At 61.0% G+C, this 13445-nt stretch carries 14 protein-coding genes and 1 pseudogene; 6 read left to right on the top strand and 9 right to left on the bottom strand.

All coding sequences use genetic code 11. The features are described from left to right. Positions 1–29 precede the first annotated feature (29 nt). Positions 30–296 (top strand): SemiSWEET family sugar transporter, encoded by a 267-nt coding sequence (locus H0W47_RS12575; RefSeq protein ID WP_296924829.1) that lies wholly within the window; start codon positions 30–32, stop codon positions 294–296. Positions 297–316: 20 nt separating this feature from the next. Here the strand turns inward: H0W47_RS12575 and H0W47_RS12570 are convergent, their stop codons facing one another. The 4 genes from H0W47_RS12570 to purE form a co-directional block, all read right to left on the bottom strand. Beyond that, positions 317–1159 (bottom strand): ATP-binding protein, encoded by an 843-nt coding sequence (locus H0W47_RS12570; RefSeq protein WP_296924826.1) that lies wholly within the window; start codon positions 1157–1159, stop codon positions 317–319. An 82-nt stretch (positions 1160–1241) separates the two neighbouring features. Continuing rightward, positions 1242–2222, bottom strand: coding sequence for an L-threonylcarbamoyladenylate synthase (locus H0W47_RS12565; RefSeq protein WP_296924823.1), 981 nt, complete (start codon positions 2220–2222; stop codon positions 1242–1244). Then, positions 2219–3442, bottom strand: coding sequence for a 5-(carboxyamino)imidazole ribonucleotide synthase (locus H0W47_RS12560; protein WP_296924820.1), 1224 nt, complete (start codon positions 3440–3442; stop codon positions 2219–2221). The genes H0W47_RS12565 and H0W47_RS12560 overlap by 4 nt, the downstream gene beginning before the upstream one ends. Positions 3443–3449: 7 nt before the next feature. Next, entirely contained in the window at positions 3450–3959 is a 510-nt protein-coding gene (gene purE, locus H0W47_RS12555) for a 5-(carboxyamino)imidazole ribonucleotide mutase (RefSeq protein WP_296924817.1), read from the bottom strand. A gap of 169 nt (positions 3960–4128) precedes the next feature. Between purE and trxA the strand changes: the two genes are divergently transcribed. Then, entirely contained in the window at positions 4129–5031 is a 903-nt protein-coding gene (gene trxA, locus H0W47_RS12550) for a thioredoxin (protein WP_296924863.1), read from the top strand. Between the two features lie 554 nt (positions 5032–5585). Here the strand turns inward: trxA and H0W47_RS12545 are convergent. From H0W47_RS12545 to H0W47_RS12535, 3 genes and pseudogenes are all read right to left on the bottom strand, one after another. Then, entirely contained in the window at positions 5586–8192 is a 2607-nt protein-coding gene (locus H0W47_RS12545; protein ID WP_296924815.1) for a DUF1631 family protein, read from the bottom strand. 444 nt (positions 8193–8636) lie between these two features. Then, entirely contained in the window at positions 8637–9206 is a 570-nt protein-coding gene (locus tag H0W47_RS12540) for a fasciclin domain-containing protein (RefSeq protein ID WP_296924813.1), read from the bottom strand. Between the two features lie 268 nt (positions 9207–9474). Further along, positions 9475–9843: pseudogene (locus H0W47_RS12535) on the bottom strand (malate synthase G); the annotation flags it as partial. 103 nt (positions 9844–9946) lie between these two features. Between H0W47_RS12535 and H0W47_RS18645 the strand changes: the two are divergent. From H0W47_RS18645 to H0W47_RS12520, 4 genes are all read left to right on the top strand, one after another. Beyond that, positions 9947–10144: an exonuclease domain-containing protein gene (locus tag H0W47_RS18645; RefSeq protein WP_367265341.1), complete on the top strand. Its 198-nt coding sequence runs from the start codon at positions 9947–9949 to the stop codon at positions 10142–10144. After that, on the top strand, positions 10075–10479 hold the full coding sequence (locus tag H0W47_RS12530; protein WP_296924811.1) for an exonuclease domain-containing protein: 405 nt from the start codon (positions 10075–10077) through the stop codon (positions 10477–10479). Before H0W47_RS18645 ends, H0W47_RS12530 begins: the two co-directional genes overlap by 70 nt. A 15-nt stretch (positions 10480–10494) precedes the next feature. Next, complete coding sequence (locus H0W47_RS12525) at positions 10495–11364, top strand: exonuclease domain-containing protein (protein WP_296924808.1); 870 nt, start codon at positions 10495–10497, stop codon at positions 11362–11364. Between the two features lie 61 nt (positions 11365–11425). Next, on the top strand, positions 11426–12217 hold the full coding sequence (locus H0W47_RS12520; RefSeq protein ID WP_296924807.1) for a hypothetical protein: 792 nt from the start codon (positions 11426–11428) through the stop codon (positions 12215–12217). Positions 12218–12268: 51 nt separating this feature from the next. Here H0W47_RS12520 and H0W47_RS12515 read toward each other — a convergent pair whose 3' ends face one another. Both H0W47_RS12515 and H0W47_RS12510 read right to left on the bottom strand, forming a co-directional pair. Next, positions 12269–13102 (bottom strand): WYL domain-containing protein, encoded by an 834-nt coding sequence (locus H0W47_RS12515; protein ID WP_296924805.1) that lies wholly within the window; start codon positions 13100–13102, stop codon positions 12269–12271. Positions 13103–13257: 155 nt separating this feature from the next. After that, on the bottom strand, positions 13258–13445 hold a 188-nt coding region (locus H0W47_RS12510), incomplete at its 5' end, for a hypothetical protein (RefSeq protein WP_296924802.1).

Below are 13445 nucleotides of genomic sequence, written 5' to 3'. Positions count from 1 at the left end.
CAACACAAGCAGCAAGCTTCATCCAAACAATGAACGACTGGACTGATCTACTCGGCTACAGCGCCGCCTGCCTGACCACGCTGAGCTTCATACCGCAGGCCTGGCACACCTTCAAGACAAAGGATGTCAGCGGTATCTCTGCCGGGATGTACAGCGTGTTCACGCTGGGCGTGGCCTTGTGGCTGGGTTACGGCTTCGTTCTGCGTGCCTGGCCCATTGTTGCCGCCAACGCCGTCACGCTGGCCTTGGCACTGGCCATCCTGCTGATGAAGCACAGGTATAGGCAGCCCTCCTGAGCGCTGGCCGCCTCAGGCCGTCAGGCGGCGCTGTTTCCCAGCGTGAAATAAATCGTTGCGCCCTCATCAACTGTGGCTTCCGCCCAGATCCGCCCACCGTGCCGCGTCACGATGCGCTCGGACATCGCCAGCCCCGCACCCAGGCCCGGAAAGTCGGTCGTGACGTGCATGCGCTGGAAGATGCCGAACAGCTTTTCGGCATGGTCCATGTCGAAGCCGGCGCCCTTGTCTTGCACAAAGTAAACGGTTTCGCCATCGGCGCCGGCCTGGCTGCCCACCGTGATGACGGTTTTGTCCTTTTTGGCGCTGAACTTCCAGGCGTTGCCGGTCAGGTTGTCCATCAACTGCTTGAGCAGCGCCGGATCACCCGGCGCCATCAGCCCGGCCTGCACATCGAGCTGCGTCAGCCGCTCGGGTTCGCCTGCCTGCAGGGCTGCCAGCGCGGCCTGCGCCAGCGCGCCAAGGTCTACCGGCTGCGGCATCAGGGGCGCGCGCAACAGGCGCGACAGCATCAGCAGCGCCGCAATCAGCTCGTTGATATTGGCCACGCCCAGCCGGAGCCGTTGCAAATAATGTTTGCTGCGCTCGGCATCGCCCTTGGCCGAGGAGCCTTCCAGCAGGCGGCTGAAGCCGTCGATGGTGCTCAGCGGCGCGCGCAGGTCGTGCGAGACCGAATACGAAAACGACTCCAGCTCCTTGATGGCCGCCGCCACATCGGCATCACGCTGGCGCAGCCTGGCTTCCAGTGCGGCGGTGATGCGCAGGATTTCCTGCGCTGCCGCGTCGGGTTCCCTGCCGTCTCGCAGTTGCTGCAGCAGTGCAGCGATGGCTGGGGTGGCGCCGGCGGCTAGGGGAGAGGTCATGGAAGCGCTTTCAGGAAATGAATGCTCGTCGTGCGGCGCGCAGCGGGAGCGTGCTGACTATGCACTGTCACGGCGCGCTGCGTCAATCCGCAGCTGCCCGACCCAGCCGGTCGCGCACACCGTCCCATTCGACCGTCAGCGGCGGGTGTTCGATCCAGATCAGCTTCACACCTTGCGCGTCGAAGCTGCGCAGCACCGCAAACAGTTGCTGCGCCGTGGCCAGTGCGTCGTCGGGCATGCGGCGATAGACCACTTTGTCTGACTTGATGCGCACCATGGACCGCGCATACACCGCGATGTGGGCAGCGTCGGCACCCAGCAGGTCCAGCGCGGCCTGGATGGCCTCGGCGTCCATCAGGCGGACCCTGGCATCGGGCGCGTAGTGCGAGGCCAGCGTGCCCGAGGCGCGTGGGGCGGCGGCCTCCAGCAGATCGTCATCGTCCAGCACCGCCTCGCCGCAGGCGGCTTCGAGTTGCGCGCGCGTGAACACGCCGGGGCGCAGCAGCACCGGCCGGCCGCGCGTGCAGTCGACGATGCTGGACTCGATGCCGACCTCGCAGGGCCCGCCGTCGAGCACCAGCAAATCATCACCGAATTCGTCGGCAACATGCTGCGCGGTGGTCGGGCTGACGCGCCCGAAACGGTTGGCACTGGGCGCGGCCACCCCGGTGGCGCAGGCTTTCAGCAGCGCTTGCGCCACCGGATGGGCCGGGCAGCGCAGGCCGATGGAGTCCTGCCCGCCGGCGGCCGCTGCGGCGACGCCGGGCTTGCGCGTAAGAATCACGGTCAGCGGGCCGGGCCACAAGGCTTTCATCAAACGGCTGGCAAACGGCGGAACATTCATGGCGTATTGCGCCACCTGCGCCGGCTCAGCCACATGCACGATCAGCGGGTGGTCGCTGGGCCGGCCTTTGGCGGCAAAGATGCCGGCCACCGCCGTGTCGCTGGACGCGTCCGCGCCCAGGCCGTACACCGTTTCGGTGGCAAAACCGATCAGGCCGCCGGCGCGGATCACGCGGGCCGCTTCGGCAATGGCCGCCGGATCCCGTCCGTCGCGGATCATTCCAGCGCGTCCAGTCCGGGCAGCGACAAGATGTTGGCAACCTGGCGCGCCACCGCCTTGACGCTGGCGATGTCCGCGCCGGTGATGTTGAGGTGACCCATCTTGCGTCCGGGCCGGGCTTCAAGCTTGCCGTACAGGTGCAGGTGGGTGCCGGGCAACGCCAGCACCGCCTGCCAGTCGGGCGTGCGCGGCTCGCCCGCCGCGTCAAACCACACATCACCGAGCAGGTTCAACATGATGGCCGGCGAATGCTGGCGCGGCGCAGGCAGCGGCAAACCGGCCATGGCGTGCACCTGCAGGTCGAACTGCGAGACATCGCAGGCGTCCATCGTGTAGTGGCCGCTGTTGTGCGGGCGCGGCGCCATTTCGTTGACCACCAGCGCGCCGTCGGCGCTGCCGTCGTCAATCACAAAAAACTCCACGCACAACACGCCGACGTAGCCGATGTGATTTGCTATCAATTTCGTAGCTGTTCGCGCCCGCTGTGCAAGGGCTGAAGGCATATTTCCCTCATAAGCGGCGGTCACCGCCAGGATGCCGCCCACATGCACATTGCGTTGCGGCGCAAAGCCGGTGACGGTGCCGTCCCAGCCGCGCGCCACAATCACCGAACACTCGGCCTTCAGCGGCAGCAGCTTTTCCAGCACGCAGGCCACACCCTTCAAATCGGCCCAGGCTACTGCCAGCTCGGCCATGTCGGCAACGCGCACCTGGCCCTTGCCGTCGTAACCCATGCGCGCGGTTTTCAGGATACCGGGCAACAGCTCGGCCGGCACGGCCATCAGTTGTGCCGGCGTTTCGATCACGGCGTAAGGCGCACAGGTCACCCCCGCCACACCGGCGCTGGCCGTGAAGTGGGCTTTTTCCTCGATGCGGTTCTGCGCTATCGCCACCGCTGCTGCGCCGGGCGCCACCGGTCGGCTGACCGCCAGCGCCTGCAGGGCATCGGCCGGCACGTTTTCAAATTCGGTGGTGACGGCGGCGCACAGCGAAGCCAGTTGCTGCAGCCCCTTGTCGTTGTTGTAAGCGGTCTGAATGTGGTGGTGGCTGACCCGTCCGGCCGGGCTTTGCGGGTCCGGGTCCAGCACAGCGGTGAAGTACCCCAGGCGCTGAGCCGCGTGCACAAACATGCGGCCCAGCTGGCCGCCGCCCATGACACCCAGGGTGGCAGGCTGGCCCGATACATCGACGGCGCCTGGAAAAATCGGCGAAAAACTCATCCTGGTATCACGCGGGAGGAAGCGTCATGGCGCGCGCGGCAGCGGTCTGTTCAGCGCGAAAGGCCTGCAGCTTGTCGGCCAACGTCTGATCATGGGTGGCCAGCATGGCCACGGCAAACAGCGCGGCGTTGGCGGCACCGGCGTTGCCGATGGCAAAAGTGGCAACTGGCACGCCCTTGGGCATTTGCACAATGCTGTGCAGCGAATCGACACCCTGCAGATGGTTGCTGGCCACGGGCACACCCAAAATGGGCACCGCCGTTTTGGCGGCCAGCATGCCCGGCAGGTGAGCGGCGCCGCCGGCGCCGGCAATGATGGCCTGCAGGCCGCGCCCGGCCGCCTGCTCGGCATAGGCAAACAACTCGTCGGGCATGCGGTGCGCAGACACCACACGGGCCTCGTGCGCCACGCCGAACTGCTTCAGGATCTGCACCGCATGTTGCATGGTGGCCCAGTCGCTGCTGGAGCCCATCACCACCCCCACCAGCGGCGCTTGTTGATCTTGTGTTGTTGTCATGTGTTGCCTTTCGGGCCGTCTGTGCCGTCTATGCCGCCAATCGTTCGATGCCAGCGGAGGATTTTACGGTCTGGGCAGCCCTAGGAACCCGCGACGCGTGCTACCCTCCCTGCGCGGCACACGCTTGCCTGTTGAAACTCCTCTGATCCAACCCTATCTTCCCAGCATCATGATCGACGTCACCATTGCCAATTTTGAAGCGGAAGTCATCACGGCTTCCATGACCACGCCCGTGCTGATTGATTTCTGGGCGCCCTGGTGCGGGCCCTGCAAGTCGCTGGGGCCCATTCTGGAAAAGGTGGAGCTCGCCTACAACGGCCGCTTCAAGCTGGTCAAGATCGACTCCGACCAGGAGCAGCAACTCGGCGCCGCTTTCGGCATCCGCAGCATCCCGACCTGCATATTGATGATCAACGGCCAGCCGGTCGATGGTTTCCAGGGCGCGCTGCCCGAAGGCAAGGTCAAGGAGTTCCTCGACAAACACCTGCCACCGGCCGAAGAGCTGCCGCCAGCGGAAGAAGAAGCGGTGCCCGAGCCCGAAGACAGCAGCCCTGCGGCCGTGCTGGAAAAGCTCAAAGCCGCTGTTGCCAATGACCCGTCCAACGACAACGCGCTGTTTGACTATGTGCGGATGCTGCTGCAGCACGGCCAGTTCGACCACGCGAAGGCCGCGTTTGCGCCGGCTGCGCCCAAGGTGGCGCTGGTGCGCAAGTTCCAGGCGCTGCAGCACTGGTTGGATGCTATCGAATCAGGAGCTGCTCACGCAGACCCGGCGGGGGCTCAAGCCGAATTTGATGCCAAAATTTCAGCCAACAAGCGTGATTTCGAGTCACGTTATGCGCTGGCACAGTTGCACATGGGCCAGCAGCGCTGGGTGCCGGCGATGGACGAGCTGCTCGAAATCCTGATGCGCGACAAGGCCTGGAACGAGGAGCTGGCGCGCAAGACCTTTGTCTCCATTCTCGAAATCATCGAGCCGCCCAAAGTCAAGGTCGCCGACGGGCAGATTCCACCAGATGATCCGGTGGTGGCGACTTACCGGCGGCGGTTGAGCAGTGTTGTGCTGAGCTGAAGCTTGGACGGGCTTCAGCCCGCTTGATCCGGGGTCCATGGCGAGGCTGCCACCCTTCGGGCTGAGCCCGGCCTATCTTGAGCCTGTCGAAGGGGACCAATCCTCCCTTGCCTCGGGCTGTGTGGTTCGCCAACAAGCCGGGGGTTGCCCGGCGGCAACTCACTTTCTTTTTGCGTCGCCAAAAAGAAAGTAAGCAAAGAAAAAGGCGACCCGATGGTCTGGGTCCCCTCCGCTGCGCTCCGGGGCAGCCTCCGGTGCTCGCCGAAAGTGGGGCCGGGCTCGAAATCGGCTAGCGCCTCAGACAATCGCCCGTCCTGATCCACCTTCACCTGCGCTCCTCGGCCCAGCCCGACGGGTGGGGGAGAAACTGATGCGGGGACAAAAGTTCGGAGCAGAAGAAGCGCGCAGCGCTTCTTCTGCGGGAATCCCAACGAACAGTCATGTTTGCACGCAAGTGCAGCGCACGCGGCCAAATGGGGCGGGGGGTTGGGAGTGGGGAGTTTGGCCTACTGTCCAGAAAGGACCGCTGACGCAGCGTGATGCCGCAGACCCCACTAAACAGAAGAGTCCCCCGCTTCCACAGGCGCCGCCTCCTTGACCAGCTGATCCAGCGCCTGTGCAACCACGCCCTGGGTCTGCACCGGCCGCAGCAGGCCCTGCCTGATCAGCTTTTCGCAGCTGCGCTTGGTCATGGAATGCGGCTGCCCGCCGTGGCTGACAAACATGAACAAGTTGCCGCGGTTGCTGGCCCAGATCAGCTGGGCGCGCAACCAGCGGCGCCTGGAATGAAGGTCCACCCAGCTGCCTTCGCGCAGGCCGCCCAGCACTTGCTCGGCACTGGTCGGTTCGGTCCCCGGCTCAGAGTCAGCCCGAGCCTCATCCATCACCGGCAGGTCATTGATGTCAGGGGCACTGTCCTCGCCGAGTTCGGCCGGCCCCGAGGGAAGCGTCTCTTCGAAGCCCGCGTCGTCGAGCTCCTGTGGCGCCATCCACGGCTGGCCGGCGGCCTTGGCCTTGCGCTGCTCGGGTGTGGCGGGCAGGATGTCGCTCATGTCGCTCATGTCGCTCATGTCGCTCATGTCGCTCGTATCGGCCAGTGCGACCTCAAGCGGCGCTGCTTCCGACTCCACCGCGTCGCGGCGGCTGCGCACGCGCCGCAGCTTGAGCACCGGGCGGTGCAGCTTCTCCATGGTGCTGAAAAACGCCTCGGTCTCGCGCGGGTCCTGCCCCAGCGAAGCCAGACCCTCATGCAGTTTGGCCAGAAGGGCGGGAATCATTTCTATCAGTTGCGCCGGCCGTTTCAGGGTGACCTGCGGCTTGACGCTCCACAGCAGGTCGCTCACCAGGGAGCCGTAACCGCCGGGGTCGATCTGGCGGCGCGTGTCGGTCAGGCGGGCATGGGCCATCACCAGCGCCCATGGCCCAAAAAGGAAGTCCAGCACCACGCCGGGCACCTGGTCGAGGTCGGCGCGCATGCTCATGTCCAAGGCGATCTGGTCCGCCTGGCTCTGCCGCTCCTCGGCAAACTGCATGGTCTGTCGCATGCTGCTGCGCTGGGCTTTTTCCTCCCGGTCTTGTGTATCCCAGACGATTTGCAGATCGGCCAATGCGTCGCCGAAGGGCCGGGCGTCGGTGATCTCCAGCGCATTGAGCTTGTTGAAGGCTTCGGTCACCGAGCTGAAAAAGCCCTGAAACTCCGGGCTGACGTCGCTGTTGTACTTGAAGCTGCGCTGCACCACGCGCTCCATCAGGCGGCGGCCGGGGTGATTTTCTTCGCTGAAAAAACGCGAGTCCACCATGGCCAGGCGAAGCAGCGAAGGCTCCAGCGCCACGATGGCCTCACGCACCGGCACCAGCAGGCGCGGGTCCTGGGCCACCTGGTTGACGAGCTGACGCACCACTTCCATGCCCAGCACCTGGCCGACATGGGTGGCCTTCTTCCCGAGCTGCGTGCGCACCAGGGCGCGCTCCCGGGACCGGCCGTAGACGCCCCAGACCTGCGAGCTCAGCTGACTCAGCACGTCGATGATGCGCGAAGCGCTCTCGGGTGCGGCTAAGGCTTCGTCCTCGTCGGCATCCGCCTCGCCGGCCGGCAGCAAGGGCCGTGTCGGGTCGCTGCGGGTGCCGTGGTAATCATGGCCGCCGTCGACGCGACTCGGCTCGGAACGCGCCTGCAGTGGCGCCGGCGCCGAGTCCCGTGCGGCCTTGAGTGCCCTCAGTTCTTCCTCGATGGTGGCGTAATAGGAAGGCGCCAGTCCGTGGCCCGCCTGGCTCCCGCCACGGACCAGGAAATCCTGGAACAGCGCGTCCTTGACGTCATGGTTGGACAGGTCGGCGTACTGCGACGGCACCCTGGTCATCGGCTCGTCTGACACATAACCGAAGCCAACCGGACGGGTGGGGGCGCCGCCGGCCTTCGGTGAGTTTGCGCTGTCCAGGGGCGCCGGACTGCTGGCGCGCACGGGCGACGCCGGCGTCGGCAGCACGCGGTAGCTGGCGGCGCGGACCTGGGCCAGCTCCAGCAGATTGATCAGCTTTTCATACACCCGCTTGAGCTCGCGGCCCATGGGCTCGGCCATGTGTTTGACCCACAGGGTCTGCATGGCGGGATCGACCGGCGCGGTGGCCATCATCTCGCGCAGGGTCTGCGCGTAGACCTGCGGGCGCACCGGATTGAACTCGGGGCTGACCTGGGACAGGCCCTGGGCTGAACTCATCAGCGCATCCAGTTCGGCCAGCGCCTGGCCAACTGCGGGCAAGACATGCTGTAGCAGGCGGGACGACTCGATGCTCTCCTCGACCTCGGCGTCATCCACCAGGGAAAACAGGTCCGCGTCACCAGTAGAAGGCTGCGCCAACGCAGCCTTGGGCAACACACGCAGGTCCGGCGCCGAGGGCTTTGCGCTGCCGAAGGTCTTGAGCAGTTCCCCCGGGTAATGCGCGCACCAGCCGTCCTTGTGTTTGAGCAGCTCCCGCCAGGCCAGGCCGAGCTCGTCGCGCTCGGCAACTTTAATGGTTTGGGTTTCGGCCAGCTGCAATCCGGCCACTGCATGGTCAATGCAGTTTGCCAGCGCGGGCTTGGCGGCGTCGGCGGCTTCTTGCAGACAGCGCTCGAAGACGCTGGCCCGCGCGGCCGGGCCGGGAGGGAGATTGTGTGACAAGGCAGTAATAACCCAAGTGAATTTTTTCGCAAAAATCCGTTGGCAACACGGCCTGTCAGTGTGAGCTGAACTGGCTCGGCGCCGATGTCGGGCTGGAATTATCTTGTAACGATTCCTACCTCGAAACCGCCGAATAAGGCCCTTGCTTACATTTTCGCGTCCGTTGGCCGCCCGAACAGGCTGCGGCGCCCGGTCGGTCGGGCGTCTTTACCTTGTCTGTGAGTTGAGAGGAAAAAACGCCTGTAGCCCTTGACTGATAAGGGTAGGCGGCTACTAATTTGATAGCATGCCAGAAGGGCTTCAAGGATGCTTGGGTGGGTGGGGATGCCGCGGCCGCTGGCCGCCCTGCACTTGCCACGCGCAAAAAAGCCGCCACAAACCGTTGCAGTTTGTGGCGGCCTGGCACTGCTGCCAGCCCCGGAGGCGGCGTCAGCGAGAGGCGGCTTAGTTGGGAACCAGTACCTTGTTGACCACGTGGATCACGCCGTTGGACTGGTACACATTGGCAATGGTCACCATGGCGGTACCGCCTTTTTCATCGGTCACCATCACATTGGAACCGTTGGTGGTCACGACGAGGGTGTCACCGCTGGCGGTGGTCAGCATGGCGCGGCCATTGCCAGCCATCACACGCTGGCTCAGCGCGGCAGCGTCAAGACGGCCGGGCACCACGTGGGCAGTCAACACCTTGGTCAGGATGGACTTGTTTTCGGGCTTGAGCATGGAATCCACAGCGCCAGGCGGCAAGGCGGCAAAAGCAGCGTTGGTGGGCGCAAACACGGTAAACGGGCCGGGCGATTTCAACGTGTCGACCAGGCCGGCGGCCTTGACCGCAGCGACCAGCGTCGTGTGATCTTTGGAGTTGACGGCGTTGTCAATGATGTCTTTGGTCGGGAACATGGCGGCGCCGCCGACCATGACCGATGGGCCTCCGGACATCTGGCTGTTGGACATGCCACCCGCACAGGCACTGAGAAGAACGGCGACGCCGGCGGCGATGAGTAGTTTTTTCATGAAAGGCTCCTTGATCAATGGATTGCTAATGTCTGTGAAATCCGCCACAGCGCGTTGGCGTTTTCAAAGACGCCTGCTGAAGATACGCGGCAAGTCGCGCGTTGGATGTAGGACGGCAACGGAAGTCCGGGACGCCAGGCCGCCCGAGAAAGACCAAGGGCACCCGAAGGTGCTGCTGCGGATCCCGCGTGCGCCGGAGCTTGAGCGCCAAATTGGGCCTCAGCCCTTGTGGGGCGGGCGCAAGTAGCTATTAATTTGGGAGCAAAAATCAGGCGCTCCCGGCCTTCACCTTCAGACGCCAGGCATGCAGCAGGGGCTCGGTATAACCGCTGGGCTGCTCCAGCCCCTTGAAGACCAGGTCACACGCTGCCTGGTACGCGGCAGACTTCTCGAAGTTGCCGGCCATGGGCTGATACAGCTTGTCGCCAGCGTTTTGCTTGTCCACCACTGCAGCCATGCGCTCGAAGGTTTCCTTCACCTGCGCGCGGCTGACCACGCCATGCAGCAGCCAGTTGGCCATGTGCTGGCTGCTGATGCGCAGCGTCGCGCGGTCTTCCATCAGGCCGACGTTGTGGATGTCGGGCACCTTGGAGCAGCCCACACCCTGGTCAATCTAGCGCACCAGGTAACCGAGCAAATACGGCTGGGAGAACGCTGATGCGACAGAGTTTGTCGCTTTATGCAGAAACAATTTGGCATTGCGATTCGCACATCGGATTCAACAGGGCACGCCAACAAATATGACGCTACAAGTTTTTCCGGATGTTGAGACCACGGGGTTAAGTCCGCATGAGGGGGACCGAGTTATCGAAATAGGCTGCATTGAGGCTCAGGACTTCCGGCCAACAGGGCGCGCGTTTCACCGCTATTGCAACCCGGAGAGGGCCGTATCAGCAAAAAAGCGCTTGCCGTACATGCTCTGGAAAATCTGTTCTTGAGAGGACAGCCTTTGTTCTCGACGTTCATTCACGAACTACTGGCCTTCGTTCACGGCGCTGAAGTCATCATCCACAACGCACGCTTTGATGTGGGGTTTCTCAATGCTGAATTAAAACGTGTTCAAAGAGGGCGTTTAAGCGACTACGTGAGCAGCGTCACCGACAGCTTGCTGGTTGCCAGACGCCTCTTTCCGGGGCAGCCGAATAGCTTGGACGCCTTGTGTGTGCGTTTGGGCGTCTTGAGCGCTGGCCGTCAACAACATGGGGCATTGCAAGACGCGCGGTTGTTAGCAGAGGTCTATGCAAAACTAAAAGCCGGAAATTCGACCTTATGAATGGGAGGAATGGAAATGAAAAGACAGGTGTTTGTCGATATCAACGTAACCGGGTTAAACGCCTATGCAGGTGATCGATTGGTAGAGATCGCTTGCGTGGAAGTGGTGGGTAGTCGGCCGACAGGACGCGTTTTTCACCACCACTTCAACCCTCAATGGCCCGTTCATGAGACTCAAGCAGAGGCACACGGACTCACTGCTAGCTTCTTGGAAGAAAAACCTCTATTCGCTGATTTTCTGAGTCAGTTTGTCGACTTCATCTATGACGCTGAGATTTTTTGTATTGATCTTGAGTTCAGCAAGCGTTACATCGACTCGGAGCTGGAGCGCGAGCGTAATTTCTATTTGCACCATTACGCTGGGCGCCTTATTGATGGGCAGACCATTGCCCGAAAAAAATTTCCCGGTTGGCGGCGTGATCTGTACAGCTTGAGTAGATACCTGAACACGAGCATAGCTCCGGGCAGCCTGCGGAATGCCCTCGATCGCGCCACGCTGTTTGCCGAGATTTACACCAAGCTAACGGTTCTGCCAACCGTACGCAAGCCGAAGTATCTACAGGACACCGAATGGGGGAACGCAATGGTTGAGCTTTGTCGCAACCATCAGGTAGTCGGAAAAGTTCTGTTTGATTTTTTTGTCGAAGAAAAATCAACGGTTTCGCGCGGCGGTATCTACCGATTTCAAATCTCTGACGAAAAGATGGACAGCATTGAGGCGAAGTGGTTCAGAAGCAGGGTTATTGAAACCGTCACGTTGATGTTTGAAGAGCGGTTGCGGCTTGGAAAGACTGATGCTGTCGGTGGTGAAATTATTGTTTCCGAAAAAGCGGCCTCAATCAGCTGGCAGTCCAAAAAAGCAGTTGACGCTTTATGGAGTAGCTAACGAGGCATTTAAGATGCAGAGATTGCCTTGTTCAACCAAGGACTAAAAGGGTGGCGATGAAATGACAAATGAACGTCTAAAAAATGCATATTGCGAAATTCTGAAAGACATAGATCCACGATATCTTGGTAAGCCGGAAATGAGGCCGGGCGGGCTGAGTGGCCTGTCCGGCTTGTTTTTATCGAGCGTTTCAGAAAACTATAGCGGCGCCCAAAATAAGGTCATGATTATTGGTTGTGAAACCCGTGGCTGGGAACCATTGGGAAAGAGCGAATTTGAGACAACTGATGCCTATGTCAAAAGTGCGATGAATACGCACAACAACTTTTTTAAGAAAGAGCTATTGGGCAAAAAGGGCAGGGGCCTAAGTTTTCATGACTTCACACGCGCCGTAGAAAAGATAGCAGGCAAGGATGGCTTGATATATTCAAATCTTTTCTGCTTCTCTTGGGGAAAGAAAAAGGGTTCGCCCATTAAATCTGGAGATGATGTGTTTCCTGTGGTCAAAGAATTTTCAAGAAAAATTCTGAATGCCCAGCTTGAAATTTTGAAACCAGATTACATCGTTTTCGCAAACGGCATTGCCTCGGCGCCATATCGACGCGAGTTTTTCCCCCATGGGGAGGGTGGTAGATGTACAAACCCTAAAAGTTATCCCGAGAGAGTCGCCGTAGAGTATTTTTGGGAATTCATGCTGGATGAAAAAATCAAATGTTTCCGCATTCATCACCCTTCTGCTCGCAGCCTAAATGCAGTAAAGGGCCGAAATTTCACGCTTGAATTGTTGGCTGATGCTGTGTCGGCGAAGGCTGGTGTGGGCGCCACTGAATTACATGTGCCGCTAGCTTCGTGATTCCTCAGGCTTGACACTTGCTCTTGCCCGGGTTGATTGAATACGATTTATTTAATATCTACAGGTATTGTCAATGGACCGTCGCACCGATTCTGGCTCGAGGACTTCGACCTGCTTGCCAAAACCAAGCAGCCACCAGACAAGGCGGGGTGACTCCCCGACTGTCGCACTGACTAGAACTTTTCGTCTATCGTCCTTATCGGGTTGGATGGTTTGATCTTTGGAAAGAGGCGTGTCCTGAAGATGCGCTGCCGCCGCCGTAAACATTCGCAGGGATAGCTGTATCTGTTTGCCGCTGCCAAAGTTGAGACGGTCCTGGACTAGGTATTCATTCAGGTCGAAGCCGCGTGGCGTGACTGTTTCCTGGTCGAGCAACTTGACGCTCTTCAGCCTGTGCAGAGCCAGCAGGCGCGGGTCTGAAAAATCACCAAAAGTTGCGACGAGATACGTGATTAATCCTGTACGCACGAGCCCAAGCGGATGAAGACGGACTGGCCGATAACCCAGACTCTGCGCAGAACGGTAGTCGGCTTTGATTTGTCGCTCTGAAAAAAGCGCGTCAGAAACCGTGTCCATGGTTGAGCGCAAGGTTTTTGCAGCTAATAGTGGCGGCCCCTGCGGCCGAATCGCTATCTTTTGAGGCCAGCGCGACGCTTTGGCGTGGCCTTCTTGCTTCAGCTTTGATTGAGCCTTGTCAAACCAGGGTTGCAAAGCATCAACGACTGATGGGGGCATCAGGTCTTTGCATTCACGAAGCAACAGGTTGAAAGCGAGCGCTTGCGCCACATCCATTTCAGCCAGCACAGGGCGTACGGCATTGGCCAGCCACGTCCATCCGAAAGGTTTTTCCCTGTCATCGCACGCCATGTCGTAGGACGTGGCCAAGGACAGGAGGTCACGTTGCACGGTGCGTACGGTGACCTCATAACCTATCGCGGTGAGATGTCTATGGATGTCTGCAGTAGAAATTTTCCGGCCAACCGGGACAAGACGCAGTGTGTCCAGTAGCCGGGCAAAATTCCTGTCCACCGGGCAGAACCTTACGTCCCGGCCTTGACCTTCAACCGCCAGGCATGCAGTAGCGGCTCGGTATAGCCACTTGGCTGCTCCAGCCCCTTGAAGACCAGGTCACACGCTGCCTGGTACGCGGCAGACTTCTCGAAGTTGCCGGCCATGGGCTGATACAGCTTGTCGCCAGCGTTTTGCTTGTCCACCACTGCAGCCATGC

The organism is Polaromonas sp., assembly GCF_013817205.1.
Lineage (GTDB): Bacteria > Pseudomonadota > Gammaproteobacteria > Burkholderiales > Burkholderiaceae_C > Polaromonas.
The sequence above is the reverse complement of the archived record's forward strand: the minus strand, read 5'-3'. Positions and strand labels throughout refer to the sequence as shown.